The organism is Klebsiella terrigena, assembly GCF_012029655.1.
Classification (GTDB): Bacteria; Pseudomonadota; Gammaproteobacteria; order Enterobacterales; family Enterobacteriaceae; genus Klebsiella; species Klebsiella terrigena.
Window position 1 is genome coordinate 1,731,846 of sequence record NZ_CP050508.1, and the last position, 23,034, is coordinate 1,754,879.

The 23,034-nt window shown below is 57.9% G+C and carries 20 protein-coding genes and 1 riboswitch; of the genes, 11 read left to right on the forward strand and 9 right to left on the reverse strand.

Features of this window, described 5'->3' with window-relative positions; translation table 11 throughout:
- Nucleotides 1–67 precede the first annotated feature (67 nt).
- A complete protein-coding gene (locus HCK03_RS08190) occupies nucleotides 68–991 on the forward strand; it encodes a LysR family transcriptional regulator (RefSeq protein ID WP_041146441.1) in 924 nt (307 codons plus the stop codon).
- 267 nt (nucleotides 992–1,258) lie between these two features.
- Here the strand turns inward: HCK03_RS08190 and HCK03_RS08195 are convergent, their stop codons facing one another.
- The gene (locus tag HCK03_RS08195) at nucleotides 1,259–3,235 is read right to left on the reverse strand and encodes an alkyl/aryl-sulfatase (RefSeq protein ID WP_041146440.1); all 1,977 of its coding nucleotides are present in this window, start codon (nucleotides 3,233–3,235) and stop codon (nucleotides 1,259–1,261) included.
- Nucleotides 3,236–3,446: 211 nt separating this feature from the next.
- Here HCK03_RS08195 and HCK03_RS08200 point away from each other — a divergent pair, with 211 nt between their 5' ends.
- Nucleotides 3,447–4,082 (forward strand): helix-turn-helix domain-containing protein, encoded by a 636-nt coding sequence (locus HCK03_RS08200; protein ID WP_041146439.1) that lies wholly within the window; start codon nucleotides 3,447–3,449, stop codon nucleotides 4,080–4,082.
- 39 nt (nucleotides 4,083–4,121) lie between these two features.
- Here the strand turns inward: HCK03_RS08200 and HCK03_RS08205 are convergent, their stop codons facing one another.
- Nucleotides 4,122–6,098, reverse strand: a complete 1,977-nt coding sequence (locus HCK03_RS08205) for an alkyl/aryl-sulfatase (protein ID WP_167691382.1) — start codon at nucleotides 6,096–6,098, stop codon at nucleotides 4,122–4,124.
- Nucleotides 6,099–6,505: 407 nt separating this feature from the next.
- Nucleotides 6,506–6,946 (reverse strand): Shiga toxin A subunit, encoded by a 441-nt coding sequence (locus tag HCK03_RS08210; protein ID WP_167692406.1) that lies wholly within the window; start codon nucleotides 6,944–6,946, stop codon nucleotides 6,506–6,508.
- Between the two features lie 553 nt (nucleotides 6,947–7,499).
- Between HCK03_RS08210 and HCK03_RS08215 the strand changes: the two genes are divergently transcribed.
- The 6 genes from HCK03_RS08215 (at nucleotide 7,500) to HCK03_RS08240 (ending at nucleotide 11,713) form a co-directional block, all read left to right on the forward strand.
- On the forward strand, nucleotides 7,500–8,060 hold the full coding sequence (locus tag HCK03_RS08215; protein ID WP_167691383.1) for a type IV secretion protein Rhs: 561 nt from the start codon (nucleotides 7,500–7,502) through the stop codon (nucleotides 8,058–8,060).
- Nucleotides 8,057–8,398 carry a putative T6SS immunity periplasmic lipoprotein gene (locus tag HCK03_RS08220; protein WP_143717281.1) on the forward strand — a complete coding sequence of 114 codons (342 nt, stop codon included), beginning with the start codon at nucleotides 8,057–8,059 and terminating at the stop codon, nucleotides 8,396–8,398. Before HCK03_RS08215 ends, HCK03_RS08220 begins: the two co-directional genes overlap by 4 nt.
- Before the next feature lie 10 nt (nucleotides 8,399–8,408).
- Nucleotides 8,409–8,897 (forward strand): Hcp family type VI secretion system effector, encoded by a 489-nt coding sequence (locus tag HCK03_RS08225; protein WP_167691384.1) that lies wholly within the window; start codon nucleotides 8,409–8,411, stop codon nucleotides 8,895–8,897.
- Between the two features lie 323 nt (nucleotides 8,898–9,220).
- Nucleotides 9,221–9,317, forward strand: a riboswitch (TPP riboswitch).
- A gap of 34 nt (nucleotides 9,318–9,351) precedes the next feature.
- Entirely contained in the window at nucleotides 9,352–10,128 is a 777-nt protein-coding gene (gene thiM, locus HCK03_RS08230; protein WP_167691385.1) for a hydroxyethylthiazole kinase, read from the forward strand.
- Nucleotides 10,125–10,925 (forward strand): bifunctional hydroxymethylpyrimidine kinase/phosphomethylpyrimidine kinase, encoded by an 801-nt coding sequence (gene thiD / locus HCK03_RS08235; protein ID WP_041146430.1) that lies wholly within the window; start codon nucleotides 10,125–10,127, stop codon nucleotides 10,923–10,925. The genes thiM and thiD overlap by 4 nt, the downstream gene beginning before the upstream one ends.
- Nucleotides 10,926–10,966: 41 nt before the next feature.
- Nucleotides 10,967–11,713 (forward strand): GntR family transcriptional regulator, encoded by a 747-nt coding sequence (locus HCK03_RS08240; protein WP_167691386.1) that lies wholly within the window; start codon nucleotides 10,967–10,969, stop codon nucleotides 11,711–11,713.
- On the opposite strand, the gene HCK03_RS08245 is transcribed toward HCK03_RS08240, so the two are convergent.
- From HCK03_RS08245 to HCK03_RS08255, 3 genes are read right to left on the reverse strand one after another with little or no spacing between them, the layout of a single operon-like run.
- Nucleotides 11,687–12,652, reverse strand: coding sequence for a PfkB family carbohydrate kinase (locus HCK03_RS08245; protein ID WP_167691387.1), 966 nt, complete (start codon nucleotides 12,650–12,652; stop codon nucleotides 11,687–11,689). The genes HCK03_RS08240 and HCK03_RS08245 overlap by 27 nt on opposite strands.
- Nucleotides 12,649–13,653, reverse strand: coding sequence for an ADP-ribosylglycohydrolase family protein (locus HCK03_RS08250; RefSeq protein ID WP_123551708.1), 1,005 nt, complete (start codon nucleotides 13,651–13,653; stop codon nucleotides 12,649–12,651). The genes HCK03_RS08245 and HCK03_RS08250 overlap by 4 nt, the downstream gene beginning before the upstream one ends.
- Complete coding sequence (locus HCK03_RS08255) at nucleotides 13,650–14,927, reverse strand: nucleoside permease (protein WP_167691388.1); 1,278 nt, start codon at nucleotides 14,925–14,927, stop codon at nucleotides 13,650–13,652. The genes HCK03_RS08250 and HCK03_RS08255 overlap by 4 nt, the downstream gene beginning before the upstream one ends.
- A gap of 250 nt (nucleotides 14,928–15,177) precedes the next feature.
- Between HCK03_RS08255 and fbaB the strand changes: the two genes are divergently transcribed.
- A complete protein-coding gene (fbaB, locus tag HCK03_RS08260; RefSeq protein WP_167691389.1) occupies nucleotides 15,178–16,230 on the forward strand; it encodes a class I fructose-bisphosphate aldolase in 1,053 nt (350 codons plus the stop codon).
- Nucleotides 16,231–16,809: 579 nt separating this feature from the next.
- Here the strand turns inward: fbaB and HCK03_RS08265 are convergent.
- Nucleotides 16,810–18,417, reverse strand: coding sequence for an FGGY-family carbohydrate kinase (locus tag HCK03_RS08265; protein WP_148250203.1), 1,608 nt, complete (start codon nucleotides 18,415–18,417; stop codon nucleotides 16,810–16,812).
- 32 nt (nucleotides 18,418–18,449) lie between these two features.
- Nucleotides 18,450–19,199, reverse strand: a complete 750-nt coding sequence (locus HCK03_RS08270) for an SDR family oxidoreductase (protein ID WP_167691390.1) — start codon at nucleotides 19,197–19,199, stop codon at nucleotides 18,450–18,452.
- Nucleotides 19,200–19,466: 267 nt separating this feature from the next.
- Between HCK03_RS08270 and HCK03_RS08275 the strand changes: the two genes are divergently transcribed.
- On the forward strand, nucleotides 19,467–20,477 hold the full coding sequence (locus HCK03_RS08275; RefSeq protein WP_041146422.1) for a LacI family DNA-binding transcriptional regulator: 1,011 nt from the start codon (nucleotides 19,467–19,469) through the stop codon (nucleotides 20,475–20,477).
- Nucleotides 20,478–20,491: 14 nt separating this feature from the next.
- Here HCK03_RS08275 and HCK03_RS08280 read toward each other — a convergent pair whose 3' ends face one another.
- A complete protein-coding gene (locus HCK03_RS08280; RefSeq protein ID WP_041146421.1) occupies nucleotides 20,492–21,433 on the reverse strand; it encodes a sugar-binding transcriptional regulator in 942 nt (313 codons plus the stop codon).
- Nucleotides 21,434–21,660: 227 nt separating this feature from the next.
- On the opposite strand from HCK03_RS08280, the gene dalD reads away from it, so the two are divergent.
- A complete protein-coding gene (gene dalD / locus HCK03_RS08285; protein WP_041146420.1) occupies nucleotides 21,661–23,028 on the forward strand; it encodes a D-arabinitol 4-dehydrogenase in 1,368 nt (455 codons plus the stop codon).
- Nucleotides 23,029–23,034 lie beyond the last annotated feature (6 nt).

Consider the following 23,034-nt stretch of genomic DNA (forward strand, 5'->3'; position numbering starts at 1 on the left):
AGATGAATAAATTTATCGCCCGATAAGTTCGGGTTATTCTGCCTACTCACCCTCAGCGATGGATAACATGACCGAACCCTGGCAGCGGCTGCCCGCGCTTTCTCTTAAGCAGCTCCAGTATTTTGTTACCCTGGCGCAGCTGCGTCACTTTACCGATACCGCCAACCGGCTGGCCATCAGCCAACCGGCGCTGAGCAGCGCGCTGCGCCAGGTTGAAGCGGTGCTCGGCGGCAGGCTGGTGAACCGCACCGCCTCTTCGGTCACGCTGACCGAACTGGGCGCGGCGATCCTGCCCCACGCGCAGCGCGTGCTGAGCGTGGCCCAGCTGGCGTTTCAGGATATGCAGCAGATCGTTGAAGCCGGCGGCGACGGCACGGTGCGCATCGGCCTGATGCCGTCGGTCAGCTCGCTGCTTTTTCCCCTGCTGCCGCAGACCTTGGCCGAAACCTTTCCGCGCCTGCGGGTCGAGTTTCACGATCGGGCCAACGACGCGCTGGTGCGCGAGCTGCTGAGCGGGCAGATTGATTTCGCCGTGGGCGCCATCGACAGTTCGATCCCCGCAGAGCTGCAGGTCTATCCGCTGCGCGAGGACCCGTTTGTGGCGGTGCTGCACGGCGACGATCCGCTCGCCGGTCAGCCGCATCTGCCGTGGAAGCTGCTGGCTGGCCGCGATATCGCGGTGTTCTCGAAGGGCAATATCCAGCGGCTGGTGGGGGCGCTGGCGGAGAGCCATCGCCTGATGCTGAATACGCGCTATCAGGTGGACTATATCGAAACGCTGTATGGCCTGGTGCGCTCGCGCCTGGCGATAGCCATTCTTCCCGAGCTCTATACCACCCACTTATGCGATCCGCAGCTGAAGATAGCCCAGCTGCAGCAGCCGGCGCTGAGCCGCACCGTGGCGCTGATGCGCGGGCCGCAGACGCTACCGCCGCTGATTGAGTCGAGCTTCGCGTTGCTGCTGAGTTCGCTGCGGGAAGTGAATCCCTGATCGGCCGGACGGGGCCTGCGCGAGCGAGCTACGGCAGGTGCTTAATCAGCACCAGCGCATGGTGATAAACGGACATAGCCCACCTCGGCTGGTTATCTGCGAAATCACTATTCCCACAGCTAATCTTGTGACCGGGGCGGTGGGGAAAGCAAATCGAGATGTGCGCGCAAGGGCAGGGAATCAGGGCGGGAAGCGCAGGGGGGGCGCGGAAATGGCCAAAAAAAATCCCCCGCGACCGGCGGCCTCGGGGGATGATAATCGGCTCAGTTACGGAGTAACGATATTGAACCAGAACTCAAACTTGTCCATGTAGCTCAGCATTTCGTCCAGCTTCGCAGCATTACCGGTAATTTTCACCTCACCCTGATCAACCGCCTGCTTCAGCGTCTCTTGCTTGAGGATAATCTTGTTCAGCGTATCGCGATCGAGGGTGATGTTGGCATCCGCGTTGTCGGCGACCGCGTTAGCGGTGTGGTTCAGGACGCCGTTTTCCAGCTCCAGCTTGTACTTGCCGCCGTCTTTACCCAGATCGACGTTGAGAATCGCCTTCGCCGCGCCGGCTTTTTCGCCGTTAATATGCACGCCCAGGTAGTCGAAGAACATTTCCGGGGTCATCGCGCGGACGGTATCCGGGCTGGCGGTGTTCGGCGTTGGCAGCTTCTGCACGCCGTTACGCAGCTCCTGCGCGCCGGTGAGGTAGAAGTTACGCCAGGTGCCGGCTTCCGCCTGGTAGCCCAACTGCTCCAGCGCATCCGCTTCGAGGTTCCGCGCGTCCTGGTTTTGCGGGTCGGCGAACACCACTTTGCTGGTGACCTGCGCCACCCAGCGATAGTTACCCTGGCGGTAATCCTCTTTGGCTTTGCTCAGGATATTGCCGGCGCCGCCCATATATTCGACAAACTTCTTCGCAGCCTGCTCGGGCGGCAGCTCGTCGAGGGTAGCCGGGTTGCCGTCAAACCAGCCGAGATAGTACACGTAGGTGGCCTTGACGTTGTGGCTGACGGAACCGTAGTAGCCCCGGCTTGACCACTGCTTCTCCAGCGCTTCCGGCAGCTTGAAGTTCGCGGCAATTTCGTCGCGGGTCAGGCCTTCGTTAGCCATGCGCAGGGTCTGGTCGTTGATATAGCGATACATGTCGCGCTGGCCTTTCATCAGCTTAACAATGTTGTCGTTGCCCCAGGTCGGCCAGTGGTGCTGTGCGATAATCACGTCGGCGTCGCTGCCCCAGCGGTCGATGGCTGCGTTGATGTATTTCGACCACGCCAGCGGATCGCGGATTTTTGCGCCGCGCAGGGAGTAGGTGTTGTGCAGCGTGTGGGTCACGTCTTCCGCCGCTTCGATCATTTTCTTCTCTTTGACGTACCACAGCATTTCCGACGGGGCCTCAGAGCCCGGCGCCATCATGAAATCGTAGGTCAGGCCATCAATCACCTCTTCCTGCCCGGTTTTAGTGATGTAGTTTGTCGGCTGGATCAGCGTAACGGTACCGGCGGAGGTGGTGGTACCCAGACCCGCGCCAACCTGACCTTTCGCGTCGGGCTTGAGCAGGTTGCCGTACATATAGCTGGCGCGGCGGCTCATCGCCGTACCGGCCATGATATTTTCCGAAACCGCTTCTTTCATAAAGCCGTCCGGCGCGTAGATTTTGACTTTGCCCGACTTCACGTCGGCTTCGTCAACCACGCCGCGAATGCCGCCGTAGTGGTCAACGTGGCTGTGGGTGAACAGCACCGCGACCACCGGCTTCTTGCCGCGATTGGCGTAGTAGAGGTCCAACCCCTCTTTGGCCGGTTCGGCGCTCAGCAGCGGATCGATGATGGTAATGCCTTTATCACCTTCGATAATGGTCATGTTGGAGAGGTCGAGGTTGCGAATCTGGTAAACGCCGTCGGTGACCTTGAACAGACCGCCGATATTAATCAGCTGGGACTGGCGCCACAGGCTAGGGTTAACGCTATCCGGAGACTTTTGGCCTTCTTTAACGAAGTCGTATTTCGCCGGATCCCAAATAACGTTGCCCTGTTCGCCTTTAATCATGCTCGACGGCAGCGCGGCGATGAAGCCTTTATGCGCGTTTTCAAAATCGGTTTTATCGGCAAACGGCAGCTTGTTGTACAGCGCGCTATTGGCCTGACGGGTGGCAGGCGTCGCATCGTTCGGCTGAACCTGTGCAAAAGCGGAAGCGGACAGCGAAACCAGAACACCGGCCATCGCCAGGTGTTTAGCAATCTGATTTAATTTCATTAAATGACCTCTTAGATTATTTGTGCCGAAATCAATAATAAATATGATACGGCTAATGCAAATGCGGACTCATTACCGGCTATTGTAAGTGGAATAGATGGTGTTAATAGTCCCATATGGGACTGCCTGGAAAATAACAACGGTAGGCCTCGAATCCACGCCGGACTCGCTGCTATACTGAACTTACGGCAGAATGGAGTGAGGGCATGCGGTGAATTTTCAGGAAATACACGGCTATTACAGCACGTTAGAGATTGATAGCTATCTGGATGAAATCATTCAGGAAGGCGAGGTCGTTTCGTTGCCTGCCAATAAAAAATTAGAAGTCAAGGCTGGCTATATTTATTTTTGTACTGGCGGTTCTTTATCAATATTAATGCCGGAGAACGGTCTTAATATCGGGAATAGCATTGAGCATATGCCGATTGGCCTAATGGAAAGATACTGCCCGCTGGCTAAGTTTGAATATATGGGAAGCGCGCCGGTCAGGCTTATTAAAATATCCTATGAGGCGTTTGACCGTATCTTTATCCAAAATAATCCGCAGCGCGTGCAGGAGCTGGCGACGATTCTGGTGTATATGACTATTTTCACCATCGACCTGCATAACGAGCGTCGGCAGCTGACCAGCTACCAGACCATCCGGCCGATGCTGTTTCGCTATCTCTACCGGCAGAATACGCATGAGGGTGAAAATGAAGGCCTGGCGCTGTTTATCATCAAGCGAACCAATCTTTCGCGGACCCACGTTTTCCGGGTGCTTGCCGACCTCAAGGCCGGGGGCTACATCACGATGGCAAGAGGAAAGCTGGTGTCTATCGACCGGGCGCTGCCAGAGGAGTATTAGCGCAGAGAAACCCCGCGACCGGAGGCCGCGGGGGGAGGTTTACGGCGTCACAATGTTGAACCAGAACTCGAACTTGTCCATGTAGCCCAGCATTTCATCCAGCTTCGCCCCGTTACCGGTGACCTTCACTTCACCCTTATCTTCAGCCTGTTTCAGCGTTTCTTCTTTCAGGATGATTTTGTTCAGGGTCGCACGGTCCAGCACGATAGTGGCATCCGCATCTTTCGCTTCGGCCTTAGCGGTGTGGTTCAGCACGCCGTTTTCCAGCTCCAGCTTATACTTGCCGCCGTCGTTGCCGAGGTCGATGTTGAAGACCGCTTTGGCTTTACCGGCTTTCTCACCGTTGATGTGTACCGCCAGATAGTCAAAGAACATTTCCGGGGTCATCGCGCGGACGGTATCCGGGCTGGCGGTGTTCGGCGTCGGGCCTTTCACCACGCCGTTGCGCAGCTCCTGCGCGCCGGTGAGGTAGAAGTTGCGCCACGGACCGGATTCTGCCTGGTAACCCAGCTGCTCCAGGGCATCCGCTTCCAGATTACGCGCCGCCTGGTTTTTCGGGTCGGCGAAGACGATTTTGCTCACCACCTGGGCTACCCAGCGGTAGTTACCCTGGTCATAGTCCTCTTTGGCCTTCTTCATGATGGCGTCGGCGCCGCCCATGTAATCAACAAACTTTTTAGCCGCTTCTTCCGGCGGCAGTTCGTCGAGGGTGGCCGGGTTGCCGTCGAACCAGCCGAGGTACAGCACGTAGGTGGCCTTCACGTCGTGGCTGACGGAACCGTAGTAGCCGCGGTTGGCCCAGGTGTGCGCCAGGCTGTCCGGCAGCTTGAATTTGGCGGCAATTTCGTCGCGGGTCAGCCCTTCGTTAGCCATGCGCAGGGTCTGGTCGTTGATGTAACGATAGAGGTCACGCTGGCTCTTCAGCAGGTTGACGACGTTTTCGTTGCCCCAGGTCGGCCAGTGGTGCTGAGCCATGATGATCTCAGCTTTGTCGCCCCAGCGAACGATCGCTTCGTTGATATATTTCGACCACGGCAGCGGCTCGCGGATTTTGGCTCCGCGCAGGGAGTAGGTGTTATGCAGGGTATGGGTGACGTCTTCCGCCGCTTCGATGAGCTTCTTCTCTTCGATATACCACAGCATTTCAGACGGTGCTTCAGAGCCCGGCGCCAGCATGAAATCATAGGTCAGGCCGTCGATAACCTCTTTCTGGCCGTCTTTTTCAATGATGTTGGTCGGAGCAATCAGGGTCACGGTGCCGGCGGAGGTGGTGGTCCCCAGCCCAGCGCCTACCTGGCCGGTGGCTTCCGGCTTCAGCAGGTTGCCGTACATATAGCTGGCGCGACGGCTCATGACGTTACCGGCCATGATGTTTTCCGCCACGGCGGCTTCCATAAAGCCGGCCGGCGCATAGACTTTCACTTTGCCCGACTTCACGTCGGCTTCATCAATGACGCCGCGCACGCCGCCGTAGTGGTCAACGTGGCTGTGGGTGTAGATAACGGCCACCACCGGCTTCTTGCCGCGGTTTTTGTAGTACAGGTCCATGCCCACTTTCGCGGTTTCAGCGGATACCAGCGGGTCAACGACGGTAATGCCTTCTTTACCTTCGATGATGGTCATGTTGGAGAGATCGAGGTTGCGGATCTGATAGACGCCTTCGGTCACTTCAAACAGGCCGCTGATGTTAATCAGCTGAGACTGACGCCACAGGCTCGGGTTGACGGTATCCGGCGCCTTTTCCCCTTCTTTGATGAAGGCGTACTGCTGCGGGTTCCAGACGACGTTGCCCTGTTCGCCTTTGATGACATAGCCAGGGAGAGCGGCAATAAAGCCTTTATGCGCGTTGCTAAAATCGGTGTTGTCGGAGAAGGGCAGCTGGTTGTAAAGGGCATCGTTTGCCTGTTTGGTGGCGGCGGTCGCTTCTTTAGGGGAGGTATCAGCCCAGGCGGAAAGGGCAAAGGTCGATAGCACCCCGGCTAACGCCATTCCCTTTACTATTGGTGTCAATTTCATTGGAATCCTCATGATTTTTCGGTGATTCACTCGGTAATATCGATGTGACAACGGGTCACACTTTGTAACGCTTGCTAAAACTATAACCACTTGTTTACATTGATCAAGTTTATGGTTACAAAAATATTTATTTAGTTAATAAATTACTACTTTAGTACTAGATTTGTTGCCGAGCGTTTCTATGGCATGGGGTATCTTTCAGGCAGCAGAACGAAGGCCGCCTGGCCCAACAATGTGCTAAGGAGCCGCGGCTGCAGGAAAACAGCATGAGCCTGCTGCTCCAAAGGACGCGCTTTTTGTCTGGGGGATTAGCTGAGGTTCACATAGTGACCAGGCAAGATATAGTGACAACGCTAAAATTAATTAAGAAATAAAGGTTTTTATAGATCCCTAAGCCCCGTTAACTATTAAAACTCTCTGGCGAGGGTAAGGTAGCCATTAAATCTGATGGAACACTCATCTTTATTCATAAGGCTGGAGGCAATGAATATATCTTTCATGCCCCGGACGTTGGTGTAGGTATATTTTGCGGTAATGGACCGAGCGTTGTTCTCATAGTAGCTGGAGAAATAATCCCTCACGGGAATTGTCGCCAGGCCTTTATCAATACTTTCTTTATGGTCCCTTTTAGCCAGCGATTCTGCATAGAGTTCTGATACGGTTGCCGTATTGATTATCTCTACCGTCGTTTTATCTCTTTGAATCGCGGCTGGATCGATTTTTAAATCCTTGGAGATAGCGTCAAACAGGGATAATTCCATTGACGCACCCACGGAAGCGCAGCCGAGATCGTCAGCATAAGAAGCGGGGTGAACCGCAGCCAGGGTGAAAATGAGTGCTTTTTTCATCATTTTTAATCTTCCACTACCAGAGTTTTATCGCTACTGGCCGCAACGATCTGACTCCAGGACTATTCCCCGCGTTAGCGGAAAGACGATTAAAGGCCGGTTGGTCACAATCTTTGTCATTCAATGGGTCAGCCGTATTCAGATAAACGCGATAAACGCTATGCGAGTTTACTTTATAAAGCCCTGCCATTCGTCTCTCCCTTATGACCATTATAGCCACTCCATTATTCGTCATATTTTGTGTTGTTTTGAGTGTCAATCGTACACGTGTGCGGCCGTTATCAGGAATGGAGATTTCAGGGAAAGCTCTGAAAGTCCGGACTCTCGCTCTGGGGCAGCGCTTAAAATCGAAGGGCTTAAGTTAACTTGTATGGCCTATTAAGCAGATCTAAATCCACGGCCATCAGAAGCGCATCAGGACAATATCTTTTGTCATCCGGAGTTGCATTGACCAGCTGATAATCAGAACTTTCCCGGAAAAAATATTTCCTCTATTTGATTGCATAGTAGTACGATAAATGACCAATTCCATTGCAGAGTAGAGGGATTTTGAATGCCTGTAAATGAAAGGATTAACGCAACATCGGGAACACATATTAACCCCGGCGGCGTGAGACTTATCACAATGGGTGAGATCGCGTTAGGAAGATCGCTTTATGGCTATGGCCTCAGATACAATCAAATTTGGCTGCATCGGGAAAGCTGTTTACCGTTCAACCTACAGCCTATTGATGTTGCTATGAGCCCAAATGGTGAAATGTGGTTTAGGGAAGACACCTATTCTCACGATTTCTCGATGGAAGCGAACGTACAGAAAAAACATAGATTTATGCACGAAATGATGCACGTATGGCAAGCACAGCACGGAATGTTTGTTAGAACAAGGGGACTATTTTCCCGTTTTGCTGATTACAGCTACAGCCTGGATAAAGCTGACATTCGGCATTACAGTTTAGAACAACAAGCCTCTTTAGTTAGCGATTATTGGTTATTGAAAACTTATGGCTTTAAAAACTATATGTATCTTCCTGCATTACGAGATTCTGAGCCTAAAGAGTCTGATTACTCATTGCTCCAAAGATACGGAAGTGTGATGAAGGGATTTCCGGCATGAAGAGATTAACTATTCTACCTTTAGTTTTCCTTCTTTCCGGTTGCCCTGGCGGTAATCCTGCACCACACCCCAGAACGACATTTATCAATGGCGAACATCTTTGTTTCAGTGAAGATAATAAAGATGTATTGAACTATTACACTATTGATACAAGTGAAAACGGTAAAATAGGAACAGTGGTTAGCTCAGGTTATAATAAATTAAATTCTTCTTATCCGGATAATTGCATTAATGTTAAATGGAAGAATAATCACACCTATGCGATCAACTATGGGTTAAATAATAAAAGGTACGTTCATGAGTTTTTTATTGATAGCAATGGAAAGTTAACCAAATAAGGAGGCGGAAATGTCATTACCAGCTTATTTATTCCTTTACGATGAAAATGGAATGCAAATTATAGGTGATTGTTTGGCGTCAGGCCGTGAGGGGGCAATCGAGATCATGAATAGTAGCTACGGTGTAAGGCAAGGCGTAGATAGCTGCACGGGGAGCATGACGGGAACACGGCAGCATGATCCCGTTACTATTCATAAGCAGCTGGACAAAGTGAGTCCTTATCTTGCTATTGCTGTATGTGAAGGGCGACGCCTGCAGAAAGCAGTGATCAAATACTATCAAATAATCGAGGCTGGAATAGAAACGGAATTTTATAAAATTACTCTTGAAAACGTTGTTATTTTCTCTGTTGATTTCTCACATGTTTATTATCCCGGCAGTACATCTCCTAACATGCACGAGGTGGTGGGGCTTCGATTCCGTGGAATTGAATGGAATTATGTCAGAGGAAATATTAAATACGATGACGCATGGATGAAACCGAAGAAAGAAGGATAGAAGACACAATAAAATAACCCTTAACGGTAATTCGCTACGTAGTTCTGCATTGCCGTCCAGTAGCGGCAATGCGCCAGCGTACACGTTGCATCCTATATTCAATCTGAGACTTGATACATTCTTACCGCACACCATCGGCAGCGATTCAAGCGCTCAATCTTCACCGGGTGGATAAGATAAAGGCGCTTCGGCTCCTTTTTCCAGTTTGGTGGGGGCAAAAAAGGGTTAGATACCTTTCTAAGGCGAAGAAGCGATAACCACAAGGGCGCGCTTGCATCAGCCAGCCACTTCCCCTAATCTGGCAAAAAGTACAGAGATTCAATCTACATGACTCGGGGTGCCCTTCCTTGTGAAGGCTGAGAAAAACCCGTACCACCTGATCTGGATAATGCCAGCGTAGGGAAGTCAGAGACCACAAGGTCGTTGCTTCTTCATCGCCTGGCTGGAGCAAACGATGCAAGCTGAGCCACTGAACCCCGCGCATATCGCGCATCTGCAACATCTTTTTCGCCGCCACTCCCCCCTTATTCACTGCATGACCAACGACGTGGTGCAGACGTTCACCGCCAACGTTCTGCTGGCGATTGGCGCTTCCCCCGCGATGGTGATTGACCCGCAGGAGGCTAGCCAGTTTGCTGCCATCGCCGATGCGCTGCTGATTAACGTCGGCACCTTAACCGTCGATCGCGCCGACGCCATGCGCGCGGCCGTCTCCAGCGCGCAGCGGGCGGGCAAGCCGTGGGTGTTGGACCCGGTTGCGGTCGGGGCGCTCACGCTGCGCAGCGAATTCTGTCGTGACCTGCTAACCCAGCAGCCGGCCGCCGTTCGCGGCAACGCCTCGGAAATTATGGCCCTGGCGGGGATGAGCGGCGGCGGGCGCGGGGTCGATACTACCGATACCGCGGCGGCGGCGCTGCCGGCCGCCCGGGCGCTGGCGCGTCAGCTGAATACGGTGGTGGCGGTAACCGGCGAGGTGGATTACGTCACCGACGGCCAGCGCACGCGCGCCGTCAGCGGCGGGGATCCCCTGATGACCCGCGTTGTTGGCACCGGCTGCGCCCTGTCTGCGGTGGTTGCTGCCAGTACGGCGCTGCCCGGTGACCGGCTGGAAAACGTCGCGGCGGCCTGTGGCCTGATGAAGCTGGCAGGCGGGCGGGCTGCCCGTCAGGGCGGCCCGGGCAGCTTTACCCCGGCGTTCCTTGATGCGCTCTACGGGGAGGTACAGCAATGAAGCGAATCAATGCCTTAACGATTGCCGGCACCGATCCCAGCGGCGGCGCGGGCATTCAGGCCGATCTTAAAACCTTCTCCGCCCTCGGGGCCTACGGCTGCTCGGTGATCACCGCGCTGGTGGCGCAGAATACCCGCGGCGTGCAGTCGGTGTACCGCATCGAGCCTGACTTTGTTGCCGCCCAGCTGGACTCGGTGTTCAGCGACGTCCGTATCGATACCACCAAGATTGGCATGCTGGCGGAGACGGATATCGTCGAGGCCGTGGCGGAGCGGCTGGCGCGCTATCGGATCGCCAACGTGGTGCTGGATACGGTGATGCTGGCGAAAAGCGGCGATCCGCTGCTGTCAGCATCGGCGGTGGCGACGCTGCGCACCCGGCTGCTGCCGCAGGTTTCGCTGATAACGCCTAACCTGCCGGAGGCCGCGGCGCTGCTGGATGCGCCGCACGCACGCAATGAAAAAGAGATGCTCGAGCAGGGCCGGGCGCTGCTGGCGCTGGGCTGCGGCGCGGTGCTGATGAAGGGCGGTCATCTCGATGATGCCGAAAGCCCGGACTGGCTCTTTAGCGCCGAAGGCGAGCAGCGCTTCACCGCCCCGCGGATCCTCACCAAAAATACTCACGGCACCGGCTGTACGCTCTCCGCCGCGCTGGCCGCGCTGCGCCCGCGCTACGACAATTGGGGACAAACCGTCGCCGAGGCCAAAGGTTGGCTCTCCGCAGCGCTGGCGCAGGCGGATTCGCTGGAGGTGGGGCAGGGGATTGGCCCGGTGCATCATTTCCACGCCTGGTGGTAAGCCTGATATACTGACGCCAGATTTCAGTCAGGAAAAGACAAATGGAACAGGCGCATACCCGGTTGATTCACCAGCTCGTTGAACGCATGGCCGCGGAGGATAACGTGCCGCTGTACATCAGGTTTGCTGACACCATCAAAGACGCCGTGCGCAGCGGCTGGCTGGAAAACGGCAATATCCTGCCCGGCGAGCGCGATTTGAGCCAGCTCACCGGCGTGTCGCGCATCACCGTGCGCAAGGCGCTGCGGATGCTGGAAGATGAAGGCGTGGTCACCCGCGCCCAGGGCTACGGCACCCGGGTTAACAATATTTTCGAGTATTCGCTGAAGGAGGCGCGCGGCTTTACCCAGCAGGTTGTGCTGCGCGGCAAAAAGCCCGACACCCTGTGGGTCAACAAGCGGATCGTCAAATGCCCGGAGGAGGTCGCGCAGCAGCTGGCGATTGCCGCCGGCAGCGACGTGTTTATACTCAAGCGCATTCGCTACGTGGATGACGCGGCGGTATCGCTCGAAGAGTCGTGGGTGCCCGCGCACCTTATCCACGACGTCGAGGCGATCAGCGTCTCGCTGTACGACTACTTCCGCAGCCAGCAGATCCTCCCCCAGCGTACCCGCTCCCGGGTCAGCGCCCGCATGCCGGATGCCGAGTTTCAGTCGCATATCCAGATGGATAGCGCGATCCCGGTGCTGGTGATCAAACAGGTTGCCCTCGATCAGCACCAGCACCCTATCGAATACAGCATTAGCTACTGCCGCAGCGATCTATACGTCTTTGTGTGCGAGGAGTAGGGCTTCGCGATCCGGGGCGCAGTCGCCGCCACGGTGGCTGACCACCCATGCCGCCACCGCATTCCCCAGCGTCACCGCCTCCTGCAGGCTCCAGCCGGCGGCAAGTCCGGCCAGAGTGCCGCCCGCGTGGCTGTCCCCGGCGCCGATGGTATCGACCACCGTCGCCGGGAAGGCCGCGACCTCACCGCAGGCCTGCGGGCTGAAATACCACGCGCCTTCTTTATCCAGGCGGACGATCAGCGGAGCGCCGTACTTCTTCAGCCATGCGGCGCCGAACTCGCTTACCTCGGCGGAGAAGCCGTTGGCCTCGGCGGCAATCAGCGCCTCCTGACGATTAACGGAAACCAGCGGCTTCAGCGCCATCAGGCGCGCCATTAATGCCGCGGGGATATCGGCAATGCGCGGACCAAAGTCGATAAACGGCGTGACGTCACGCTGCTTTTCCAGCCACGCCACCAGCCGCTCGCCGCTGGGGGAGGCCAGCTGGTAGCCGGAAAGATAGACCAGGGCGCTGGGCCCGGCGCTGAGCGGCGTGAGCCAGTCGTCGCACCACTGGTTTTCGACGCCGCTGAAGGACATAAACGTGCGCTCCCCGTCCGGCTCCACCAGCGCCAGGCACCAGCCGTTATCGCCGCTGGCGCGGGTGATAACGCTGGTTATTCCCTCCTGCGCCAGGCGATTGCGGATGATGTCTGCCCACACGCCTTCGCCGATGGGCAGCGCGTTTTGCGCCGCGATGCCCAGCCTTTTTAGCGCCACCGCAATATTCAGGGCGCAGCCGCCAACGTTGACGCTCTGCTGCTGCAGCTCGATATCGCAGCCGCGCCACGGCAGGGCGTAGGCGTCGGCAATGACGTCGATCACCGCGGCCCCGATAACCGTCACCGGTCGGGAGGCGGTGAGGGTGGCGAGCTTATCGCTCAGCTGACGGCTATTCATTGCGCCTCCCGCTGCTGGCGGTAACGGCTGAGAGCGTCGGCGTAGCGCGTGAAGTCGAGCCTGTTGACCTCGTCCAGACGCGCTTTGAGCCGGCTATCGATGGCCGATATGCCGTTTAGCGCCCCGCAGATGGCGGTAGCCATCGCGCCGATGGTATCGGTATCGCCGCCAAGGTTGGCGCAAAGCACGGCGCAGCGGTTAGGGTCGGTTCCGGCAAGCTCAACCATCGCCACGGCGCAGGGCACGGATTCGATAGTGCTGGTTCCGGCCCCCACCAGCTGATAAAGCTGCTCGCAGGCGGACTCGACTCCACCCGCGCCGCGAACGGTGCGCAGCGCCAGCTCAATGCGCAGGGCCAGCGAGGCGCTAAAGGTGGTGGTGCGCAGCTGCTGGGCGTGCCCGGCGATGGCCGGTAGCGCGTCGGCGATGGCGGACCAGCTTGCGCCGTCAACGGCGCGTGAGATGGCCCAGGCGATGACCGTCGCGCCGGCGATGGCTAAATCAGATTTATGCGTCGGGCTGGAGGCGGCGGCGACCTCGTGAATAAAGGCGTCGAGGTCGCCGGTCGGCAGCAGGCATCCCAGCGGCGAGGCGCGCATGGCCGCGCCGTTGGTCACCCCGTTATTCTCCAGTTCGCTCACCGGCGTGCCGCGGCGAATGGCCTTGAGGGCGATTTTCGACGTCGGTCCGAGGACGTTTTTATTAAAGGCGTCAAACTCCTCCGCCCAGCGCAGGATGTGGCGGCCGATGGTATCGGGAACAATCCGCCCGTCGCACTCGATGATGGCATCGGCGAGGCACAGGGCCATTGAGGTGTCGTCGGTGAACTCGGCCTCGGCAAAGTAACAGGCGGCATTGTTTTCCGCCGGACCGGGCAGGAAGCGGTCGATCCAGCCGAAATGGGCCTTCACCCGCGATCTTGGCCATAGCTCCGACGGCATGCCCATCGCATCCCCTAATGCCTGCCCGTAAAGGGCTCCGAGAATACGTTCTGCTTTCATTTGACTTCCTCTTGTGTAAGCGCAGCATCCTGCGTATCGATGTCAATGGTGGTGATCTCCTTATCCGACTCGCGGAAGAACACCATGAACAGGACGGCGATAACGGCAATCATTATGGCGCCGAACGTCCACATCCCAGCCCAGTTAAAGGTATGGCCGTTAACCGGCGTCGGGTAGGCAAACATTTTCTCCATCATCACGCCGCCGAGGCGGTAGCCCAGCAGGCTGCCGAATCCCTGACAGCAGAGGGTGATTAGCCCCTGGGCGGCGTTGCGCATCGCCACCGGCGCCTTTTTATCGACGTAGATATAGGCGGTGACGTAATAGAAGTCGTAGCTGACGCCGTGCAGCAGAATACCGAGGAACATCAGCGTATAGGTGAAATAGTTATCTGCCGCGCCGTAGACGAAAAAGCCGTAGCGGATGGCGGCGGTAATAAGACCAAGCAATAGAACCTTTTTAATACCAAAGCGCTTGGTGAAGAACGGCAGCGCCAGCATAAAGAAGATTTCAGAGAACTGGCCGAGAGTCATCCAGCCGGTGGCATTTTTCATTCCCGATTCGCTGAGATAGCCGTTGGCAAAGATGTAGTAGAAGGCCAGCGGCATGGCGAAGAGGAACGAGCAGAAGAAAAAGACGAGGAAGTTCCTGTCGCGCAGCATGATCAGCGCGTCCAGCCCCAGCATCACCTTCAGGCTCAGCTTGCCGGTGCTCTTCGGCGGCGTATCCGGCAGGCACAGCGCAAAAATACCCAGCACCAGCGAGCTTCCCGCGGCGATAAGCAGCGGTACGTTAGTGGGCGAGATATCACTCAGGCCGAGCATTCCCGGCAAGAAGCCGCACACCAGGCCGGAGCCGATCCAGCCGATGGTCCCCATGACCCGAATGCGCGGGAAATCGCGCTCGACGTCGGCAACGTTGGAAAAGGCGATGCTGTTGGTTAGGGCGATGGTCGGCATGTAGGTGAGCGAGTAGGCCAGCAGCAGCGGGAAGAAGCCGCTGAAGGTGGTCTGCTGCGCGGCCAAGTACATCAGTATCGCCCCGGCGAACATCAGAATCGCCAGTACTTTTTGTGCGGAGAAGAAGCGGTCCGTCAGCGAGCCGACCAGCACCGGGGAGAGAATAGCGGCGATGGCGGTACAGGCATAGGACCAGCCAATTTCGCCGGCGCTGAAGCCGCTTTTGCTTAGCCACAGCCACAGGGGAACAAACCACGCTCCCCAGATAAACCACTCAACGAACATCATGAACGACAGCTTTGCTGTAGTTTTCATTTGGAGATCCTTCATGACAGGTAAGGTACGCATTGAGAGTACCATTTGATAATACCTTTGAAATACCATTGAGGCGATTGTTTGAGCAAGCTAACACTTTTTCGTATCTGAATCGTGCCAGCAGAAGTTGCTGAAAAAATGCGATCCCGGCTGGAAAATCTGCTAAGTCGGTACCAGGCTTAACCTGCCCAAAAAAGTTGGGTCAGGATAATTGACGCCGGCTGCGGCCGGCCTTACGGGAGTTATTGCTATGACTGATATTACGCAGTTGCTTGGCAAAGATGCCGACAGCCTGTTACAGCACCGTTGTATGACTATTCCAGCCGATCAGCTCTATTTACCGGGAGCGGATTACGTCGACCGGGTGATGGTGGATAACAATCGTCCGCCGGCGGTGCTGCGTAATATGCAGACCCTGTACAATACGGGGCGCCTGGCCGGCACCGGCTACCTGTCGATCCTGCCGGTTGACCAGGGCGTGGAGCACTCGGCGGGCGCCTCTTTTGCCGCCAACCCGCTGTACTTCGATCCGAAAAATATCGTTGAGCTGGCGATTGAAGCCGGCTGTAACTGCGTGGCGTCAACCTACGGCGTGCTGGCCTCGGTATCGCGCCGCTACGCGCACCGCATTCCGTTCCTCGTTAAGCTGAATCACAACGAGACCCTGAGCTACCCGAACACCTTCGACCAGACGCTGTACGCCAGCGTTGAGCAGGCCTTTAATATGGGCGCGGTGGCGGTGGGCGCGACCATCTATTTCGGTTCTGAAGAGTCGCGGCGCCAGATAGAAGAGATCTCCGCGGCGTTCGAACGCGCGCACGAGCTGGGGCTGGTCACCGTGCTGTGGGCCTATCTGCGCAATCCGGGATTTAAGAAAGATGGCGTCGATTATCACGTTTCCGCCGATCTGACCGGGCAGGCTAACCACCTCGCGGCGACCATTGGCGCGGATATCGTGAAGCAGAAAATGGCGGAAAATAACGGCGGCTATAAGGCGGTTAGCTTCGGCTATACCGACGACCGCGTCTACAGCAAGCTGACCACCGACAACCCGATCGACCTGGTGCGCTACCAGCTGGCGAACTGCTATATGGGGCGGGCGGGGCTGATTAACTCCGGCGGCGCGGCAGGGGGCGAAACGGACCTGACCGATGCCGTCCGCACGGCGGTCATCAACAAGCGCGCCGGCGGCATGGGGCTGATCCTCGGACGTAAAGCCTTCAAAAAATCGATGGCCGACGGCGTGAAGCTGATCAACGCCGTGCAGGACGTCTATCTCGACGGCAAGGTAACCATAGCCTAGGCATGTCTTTTGTGTCTTTTATGTCTTTGAATGTCGTTTATCGAATGCTCTGAAGCCAGCTGAAACCGCGGGTGTTATCGGCCTCAAAATCGCTGAGACGCTGCTGGCAGGCCGGGGCAGCCCGCATGGATGCGGGCTGAGGGCCGTGATTTACAGGGACGTTACCTCGGCCCGACCCGACAGCCTGACGGCATCGGTCGAAGGGACCGCGCAGCGGCGATTTTGGCTGGCCGGAGCCCGGGGGTACAGGGGGCGGCGGCGATGGGCCGCCCCCTGTGCGCTCCCTGCGCTTTAGGATACATGGGGCAGGGAAACCGCCGGGGAGCGCAACATCCTGCGGAGCAAGAAAATATCCTCCACCGTGGCGACCACCAAACCTTATGTGACGGCAACGGGCTGCAACATCCTGCGCAGCAGGAAAATATCCTCCGCCGTGGCTACCACCAAACACCAAACCTCATGTGACGACGATGGGCTGCAACATCCTGCGCAGCAAGAAAATATCCTCAGCCGCGGCGACCGCCAAACCTCAGGGAGCCAGACCGACTCCTCCTTAAACCCACCGAACGCCACCCGCCGCTACTCCCTTATCAGCCTTGCCGTCTTCTGCAAAGCCAAATAAGCCTCATAGCGACGCTGGTGAACCCCCTGATACTGCGTCGCGCTGCCATAGGTCCTGTCCACCCGCGTAAACCGCTTCATCGCCTCCGGCAGCGACGCGCAAACCCCGCCGGCAACGGCGCCAAGAATCGCCGAACCCAACAGCACCGGCTCGCTGCACTCGGTGCTCATCACCGGGATCCCGCAGGTATCAGCCAGCAGCTGGCGAACCAGCGGATGCTGCCCCGCGCCGCCGCTAATCACGATATTCTCGCTGCGCACGCCGCAGGCCTCCTGGGCATCAAGGATCTGCCGCAGGCCGTAGCCGATACCGCACAGCCCGGCCACGTACAGCGCCAGCAGATTATCGATATCCCCTTCCATTCCCAGCCCGGCAACGATCGCCCTGGCACCAGGATCCGCCAGCGGGGCGCGGTTGCCTAAGAATTCGGGCACCACGTGCAGGCCAGCGGCGAGGTGTACCGCCTCGGAGGGGCTCTCCATGCGGGCCAGCACCCGGTCCGCGAGATAGACCGGCAGCGGCAGCCCGGCCTCCTGCGCCAGCTGGCGGGCCTCGTGCGCCGCCGGATGGAAGCTCAGCAGCCGGTCGATAGCGGCGCCGGCCGCGCTCTGGCCGCCTTCATTAAGCCAGAAGCCCGGCACCATCGCCGAGTAGTACGGACCCCAGACGCCGGGTACGAAGATAGCCTCCTGCGAGGTGGTCATGGTGCAGGAGGAGGTGCCGAACACGTAGGCCATATTGCTGAGCGCGCCGTCGAGCACCCCAACGGTGCCAATGCCGCCGGCGTGGGCGTCAATCATGCCAACCGCCACCGGCGTTCCGACGGGCAGGCCCATCTGCTGAGCGGCGACGGCGGTAAGGCCGCTGCCGCAGGGCGTTCCCGGATCGACAATGCGCTGGCCGATGCGCGCAAAGTCTTCATCCGCCAGCTCGGCGAGCCCAATCTGGCGGAAGTAGTCGGCATCCCAGCGCTGCTCGTGGGCCAGATAGGTCCATTTACAGGTGACGGTACAGACCGAGCGGGCCTCGTCGCCGGTGGCGCGCCAGGTCAGGTAGTCCGCGAGGTCAAAAAAGTGTCGCGCCTGCCGATAAGTCTGCGGGCGGTTCTCCTTCAGCCACAGTATCTTCGGCGTCTCCATCTCCGGCGAGATAATGCCGCCGACGTACTGCAGCACCGGATGGCGGGTGGCGTTAATCTTTTCTGCCTGCCCGGTCGCGCGGTGATCCATCCAGACGATAATGTCGCGGTTGGGGTCTTCTGAAGGACCTACCGCCAGCGGCGCGTCGTTTTCACCGACCACCACCAGCGAACAGGTGGCGTCGAAGCCAATGCCCGCCACCGAGCCCGGCGTGGCGCCGGCGCGCGCGATCGCGGTTTTAATACAATCGCACACCGCCTGCCAAATCTCGCTGCTGGATTGTTCAACCATGCTGCCCGCGCTGCGAAAGAGGGTAATCTCCCGCGTCGCGTGGGCGAGCAGTTCACCATTGAGGTTGAAAATGCCCGCCCGCACGCTGCCCGAGCCGACATCGACGCCAATAATGGTTGGTGTATCGCAGTTCATAGAGCCATCCTTTAGCCAGCCTGATTGAAGAGTTAGAGATCCACGCTGTTAGGCAGGATAACGAGGTCGCGCACGGTGACGTTCTTCGAGCGGGTCACCATAAACAGCACGGATTCAGCCACCTCAATCGGCTGCATCAGGCTGCCGTTGGCCAGCGCCTCCTCCATTTTTTCTTTCGGCCAGTCGTCGAGCAGGGCGGTCACCACCGGGCCAGGCAGGACCGCGCCGACGCGTACGCCGTACTGCGACACCTGACGGCGGGTAGTGTGCACGAAGGCCTGAACCGCGAATTTCGAGGCGGTGTAGATAGGCTCCCAGATAACCGGCACCACCCCGGCGATGGAGCTGGTGAAGATGATATCGCCGGACTTCTGTGCGATCAGGTGCGGCAGTACGCTGCGCACGCTGCGAAAGGCGGCGTTGGTGTTGAGATGTAGCACGCGATCCCACACGTCCGGATCGCCTTCGGCCACCGGCCCGCCGATATAGGCGCCGGCGTTGGCGTGGAAGATATCCAGCCCGCCCGCCAGCTTAAGAATGCCGGGCAGAATATTATCGACCTGTTCGCCCTGCATCAGATCCACCTGCAGGGCAAAGGCGTTTTCGCCCAGTTCGGCCACAATCTTATTGAGCTTTTCGCCTTCACGGTCGATCAGCACCACCTTCGCGCCCGCCGAGAGCAGGGTTTTGGCGCATTCAAGGCCGATACCGGAAGCCGCGCCGGTCACCGCAGCGACTTTACCATTGAGAGAAGTATTCATAGAGGATACAGAGTGGTTCATTTTATAATCCTTCACCGAGTCTATTTTGGTAAATCGATCTGGCCCGCAATAAGCCGGGACCAGCGTTGGAGTCAGGCACTAAATCTTGCTAAGATTTTGAATATCAGCATCATTTATTTATATACGCTGGATACTGAGCGGCGTGCGACCTGGCGCGCCGGGGAGCATAGTGGTAGCTCAATCGATGAAGCTAATGTGCGCCAGCTTCATCGATTGAGCAAGTGGGTAAATTAACAGCGAAATGAATTTGTGACGCAAGTTGGGAAAATGAAAAAAATCACTATCTACGATCTGGCGGAATTATCCGGCGTCTCGGCAAGCGCGGTCAGCGCGATCCTCAACGGCAACTGGAAAAAGCGCCGTATCAGCGCGAAGCTGGCGGAGAAGGTTACCCGGATTGCCGAAGAGCAGGGCTATGCGATCAACCGCCAGGCCAGCATGCTGCGCAGTAAAAAATCCCACGTGATCGGCATGATCGTTCCTAAATATGATAACCGCTACTTCGGATCGGTGGCCGAAAGCTTTGAAGAGATGGCGCGCGAGCGCGGCCTGCTGCCGATTATTACCTGTACCCGTCGCCGCCCGGAGCTGGAGATTGAAGCCGTGAAGGCGATGCTCTCATGGCAGGTGGACTGGGTGGTGGCGACCGGGGCGACCAACCCGGACAAAATTACCGAGCTGTGCCAGCAGGCGGGCGTGCCCACTGTCAACCTTGACCTGCCGGGCACCATTGCGCCGTCGGTGATTTCCGATAACTACGCCGGGGCGCGGGCGCTGACCGATAAAATCCTCGACAACAGCCTGCGCCGGCACGGCAGCCTCGCACCGCTGACCTTCGTCGGCGGACGCAGCAGCGACCACAACACCCTTGAGCGCTTGCGCGGCTTTCACGACGCGCATCGGGCGCGCGGCCTGAGCGTACCGGCGGAAAATATTCTCGCCCCCGGCTACTCGAAAGGCAAAGTTGAGGCCAGTATGCAGGCCCGCTTCGGCGCGCCGGATGAGCATCTGCAGGGCTTCTTCGTCAACTCCACCATCTCGCTTGAAGGGGTCGTCCGCTGGCTGGCCCAGCGGGGCCTGACCGGCACCGGGCAGCCGCCGATGGGCTGCTTTGACTGGGATCCCTTCGTCTATCTGCTGGGGCACGATATCGACATGGTTCAGCAGAACGTGCCGGCGATGCTGGAGGCGGTGTTCGGCATTATCGATTCCGGCGATGCCGCTAAGCAGCTGGTCGAAATTCCGCCGCTGCTGATCGGCAGCCGGGAGCTTATCTGAGCGCCGCGCGGGCGCTAGCGCGTTAGCAGCCAGCGGGCGGTGTGTTCATCGGTCACCAGGCCGTTGATCCAGCCGCCCTTCAGCGCGGCCAGAATCGCCGGACGCTTGTATTCGCCGCAGGCCACCGCAATGCGCGGGCAGCGGTTGTGGCGGATATCGTAGCTGGTGATCATCTGGTTGATATTGCTCTCCACCACGCCGCCTTCGGCATCAATAAAGCGGCCGAGGATCTCGCCGATCCCGCCCTGCGCCGTCAGCTCGTCCAGCTGCGCCTGATTAATAAATCCGTCCTTGAAGATCGGGCTCTGCGTGCCCAGCGGGCCAATGCCGACGAAAATCACGTCCGCCTGCTGCGCGACGCCCGACACGCTCTGAAACAGCCGGCTGGTGCACCACATCCGGTGCTCGTCCGCCGTTTGCGCGTAGCGCGGCGCCGGCCACTGGTAATATTTGGCCTGAATTTTCCGCGCCAGCAGCAGGGGAACGTCGTCGTAGTAGTTGCACTGTCCGTCGGCATCCATCGCGCTTATCAGCGCCACGCAGCGGGTGTTGAAGCTGTCGAAATCGATGCGCTGCATGGTTTTCTTTAGCGTCAGCCCGGAGCCAATGCCGATGATTTTGGCCTTATCGTCCTGCAGATAGCGGGCCATCAGCTGGTAGCAGCCGAACGACACGCTGTCGAGGGTGCTCTCCTCGCTGTAGGCCGGGACGATATTGCAGTCGATAAGCTGATATTTTTCCTGCAGCAGCTGGGCGTAGTCGAGGCAGTTTGCTACCGGATGATGTAGCCCAATCGAGACGATACCTTCCTCTTTCGCCGCGGCAATCAGCCGCTGGACTACCGGCCTGGAGGTGCCGAGCTGGCTGGCGATCTCGCTCTGATTCTGGCCGGCAATGTAGTACATCCACGCGGCGCGGACCTTCTGGTCCAGCCTGATGTCATCTTCTTTACTCACGGTTCCCTGCCTTAAGTTTGCGGCCACGGTGAGACGTTCGTCTTTCTGCAGGCCCGCTGATGTTGACTGTTAGCAGCATTTTGGCCGCGGCTCAGAAAACAGGCAAGCTTTTGCTCTTATTTGGTCATTTGTAATTTGTTTGGGTAATTGTTCTTTTGTGATCTACGGCTCTTAATTGGGTCAAATGATCATCTACAGTGAGCCACATCACTCAAGGAGATCAGAATATGAATCAGCAATACACATGGCTTCACATCGGTTTGGGTTCTTTTCACCGTGCGCATCAGGCGTGGTACCTGCATCGCCTGATCGCCAGCGGCGATAAGCGCTGGCATATCGCCGCGGGCAATATTCGCGACGATGCCGAGCAGGTGGTGCAGGCGCTGGCCGCGCAGGGCGGGCGCTACGTGCTGGAGACCGTCAGCCCGGAAGGCGAGCGCGAATATGAAGAAATCACCTCAATTCAGAAGCTGCTGGCGTGGCAGAAGGGGCTGCAGCCGCTGATTGACGAAGGGGCTAACTCACAGACTAAGGTGATTGCCTTCACCGTGACCGAAGGGGGCTACTACCTCAATACCGGCCATTGTCTGGAGACCAGCAACCCCGATCTGCTTGCCGACCTGCAGGGCGACTGCAAGACCATTTACGGCACCATCGCGCGTATTCTGGAAAAGCGCATGGCGGATAACGCCGGGCCGCTGACCCTGCTGAACTGCGATAACGTCCGCCACAACGGCGAGCGCTTTCACGACGGGCTGGTGGAGTTCCTGCAGCTAACCGGCAGGCAGGCGCTGGTCGAGTGGCTGGCGGCGAATGCGAACTGCCCGAACACCATGGTTGACCGCATCACGCCGCGCCCGGCGGCGGATCTGCCGGCGCGCATCAAAGCGCAAACCGGTATTGACGATAGGGCGCCGGTGATGGGCGAAAGCTTCATTCAGTGGGTGGTGGAGGATAATTTCCGCGCCGAACGGCCGAACCTGGAAGCCGTTGGCGTCGAGATGGTGGACTCGGTTATCCCTTACGAAGAGGCGAAAATTCGCGTTCTCAACGCCTCGCACAGCTGCATCGCCTGGGCGGGCACCCTGATCGGCCAGCGCTATATCCACGAAAGCACGCTCACCGGGTTCATCTACGCCATTGCCGATCGCTACGTCACCGAAGACGTGATCCCGTGCCTCGGCGATAACGGTATCGACCTCGCGACCTATCGCGACGTGGTGCTCAAGCGCTTTACCAACCCCTACATCCAGGACACCAACCAGCGGGTGGCGGCGGACGGCTTCTCTAAAATCCCGGCGATGATCGCCCCGACCCTGCAGGAGTGCTACCAGCGCGGCGCGCGTCCGGAGGCGACGGCGATGCTCCCGGCGCTGTTCTTCGTCTTTATGGAGCAGTGGCATAAGGGAACGCTGCCGTATCAATACCAGGACGGGATCCTCGACGCGCAGGCGGTGCACGAGATGTTTGAGGCCAGCGACCCGATCGCCGTCTACGCCAAAGACCGGGCGCTGTTCGGCGCGCTGGCGGAGAACGAGGACTTCCTGGCGCTGCTGCGCGAGAAGATTGCCGCAGTTTATACGCTGATTAAGTAAGAGGTG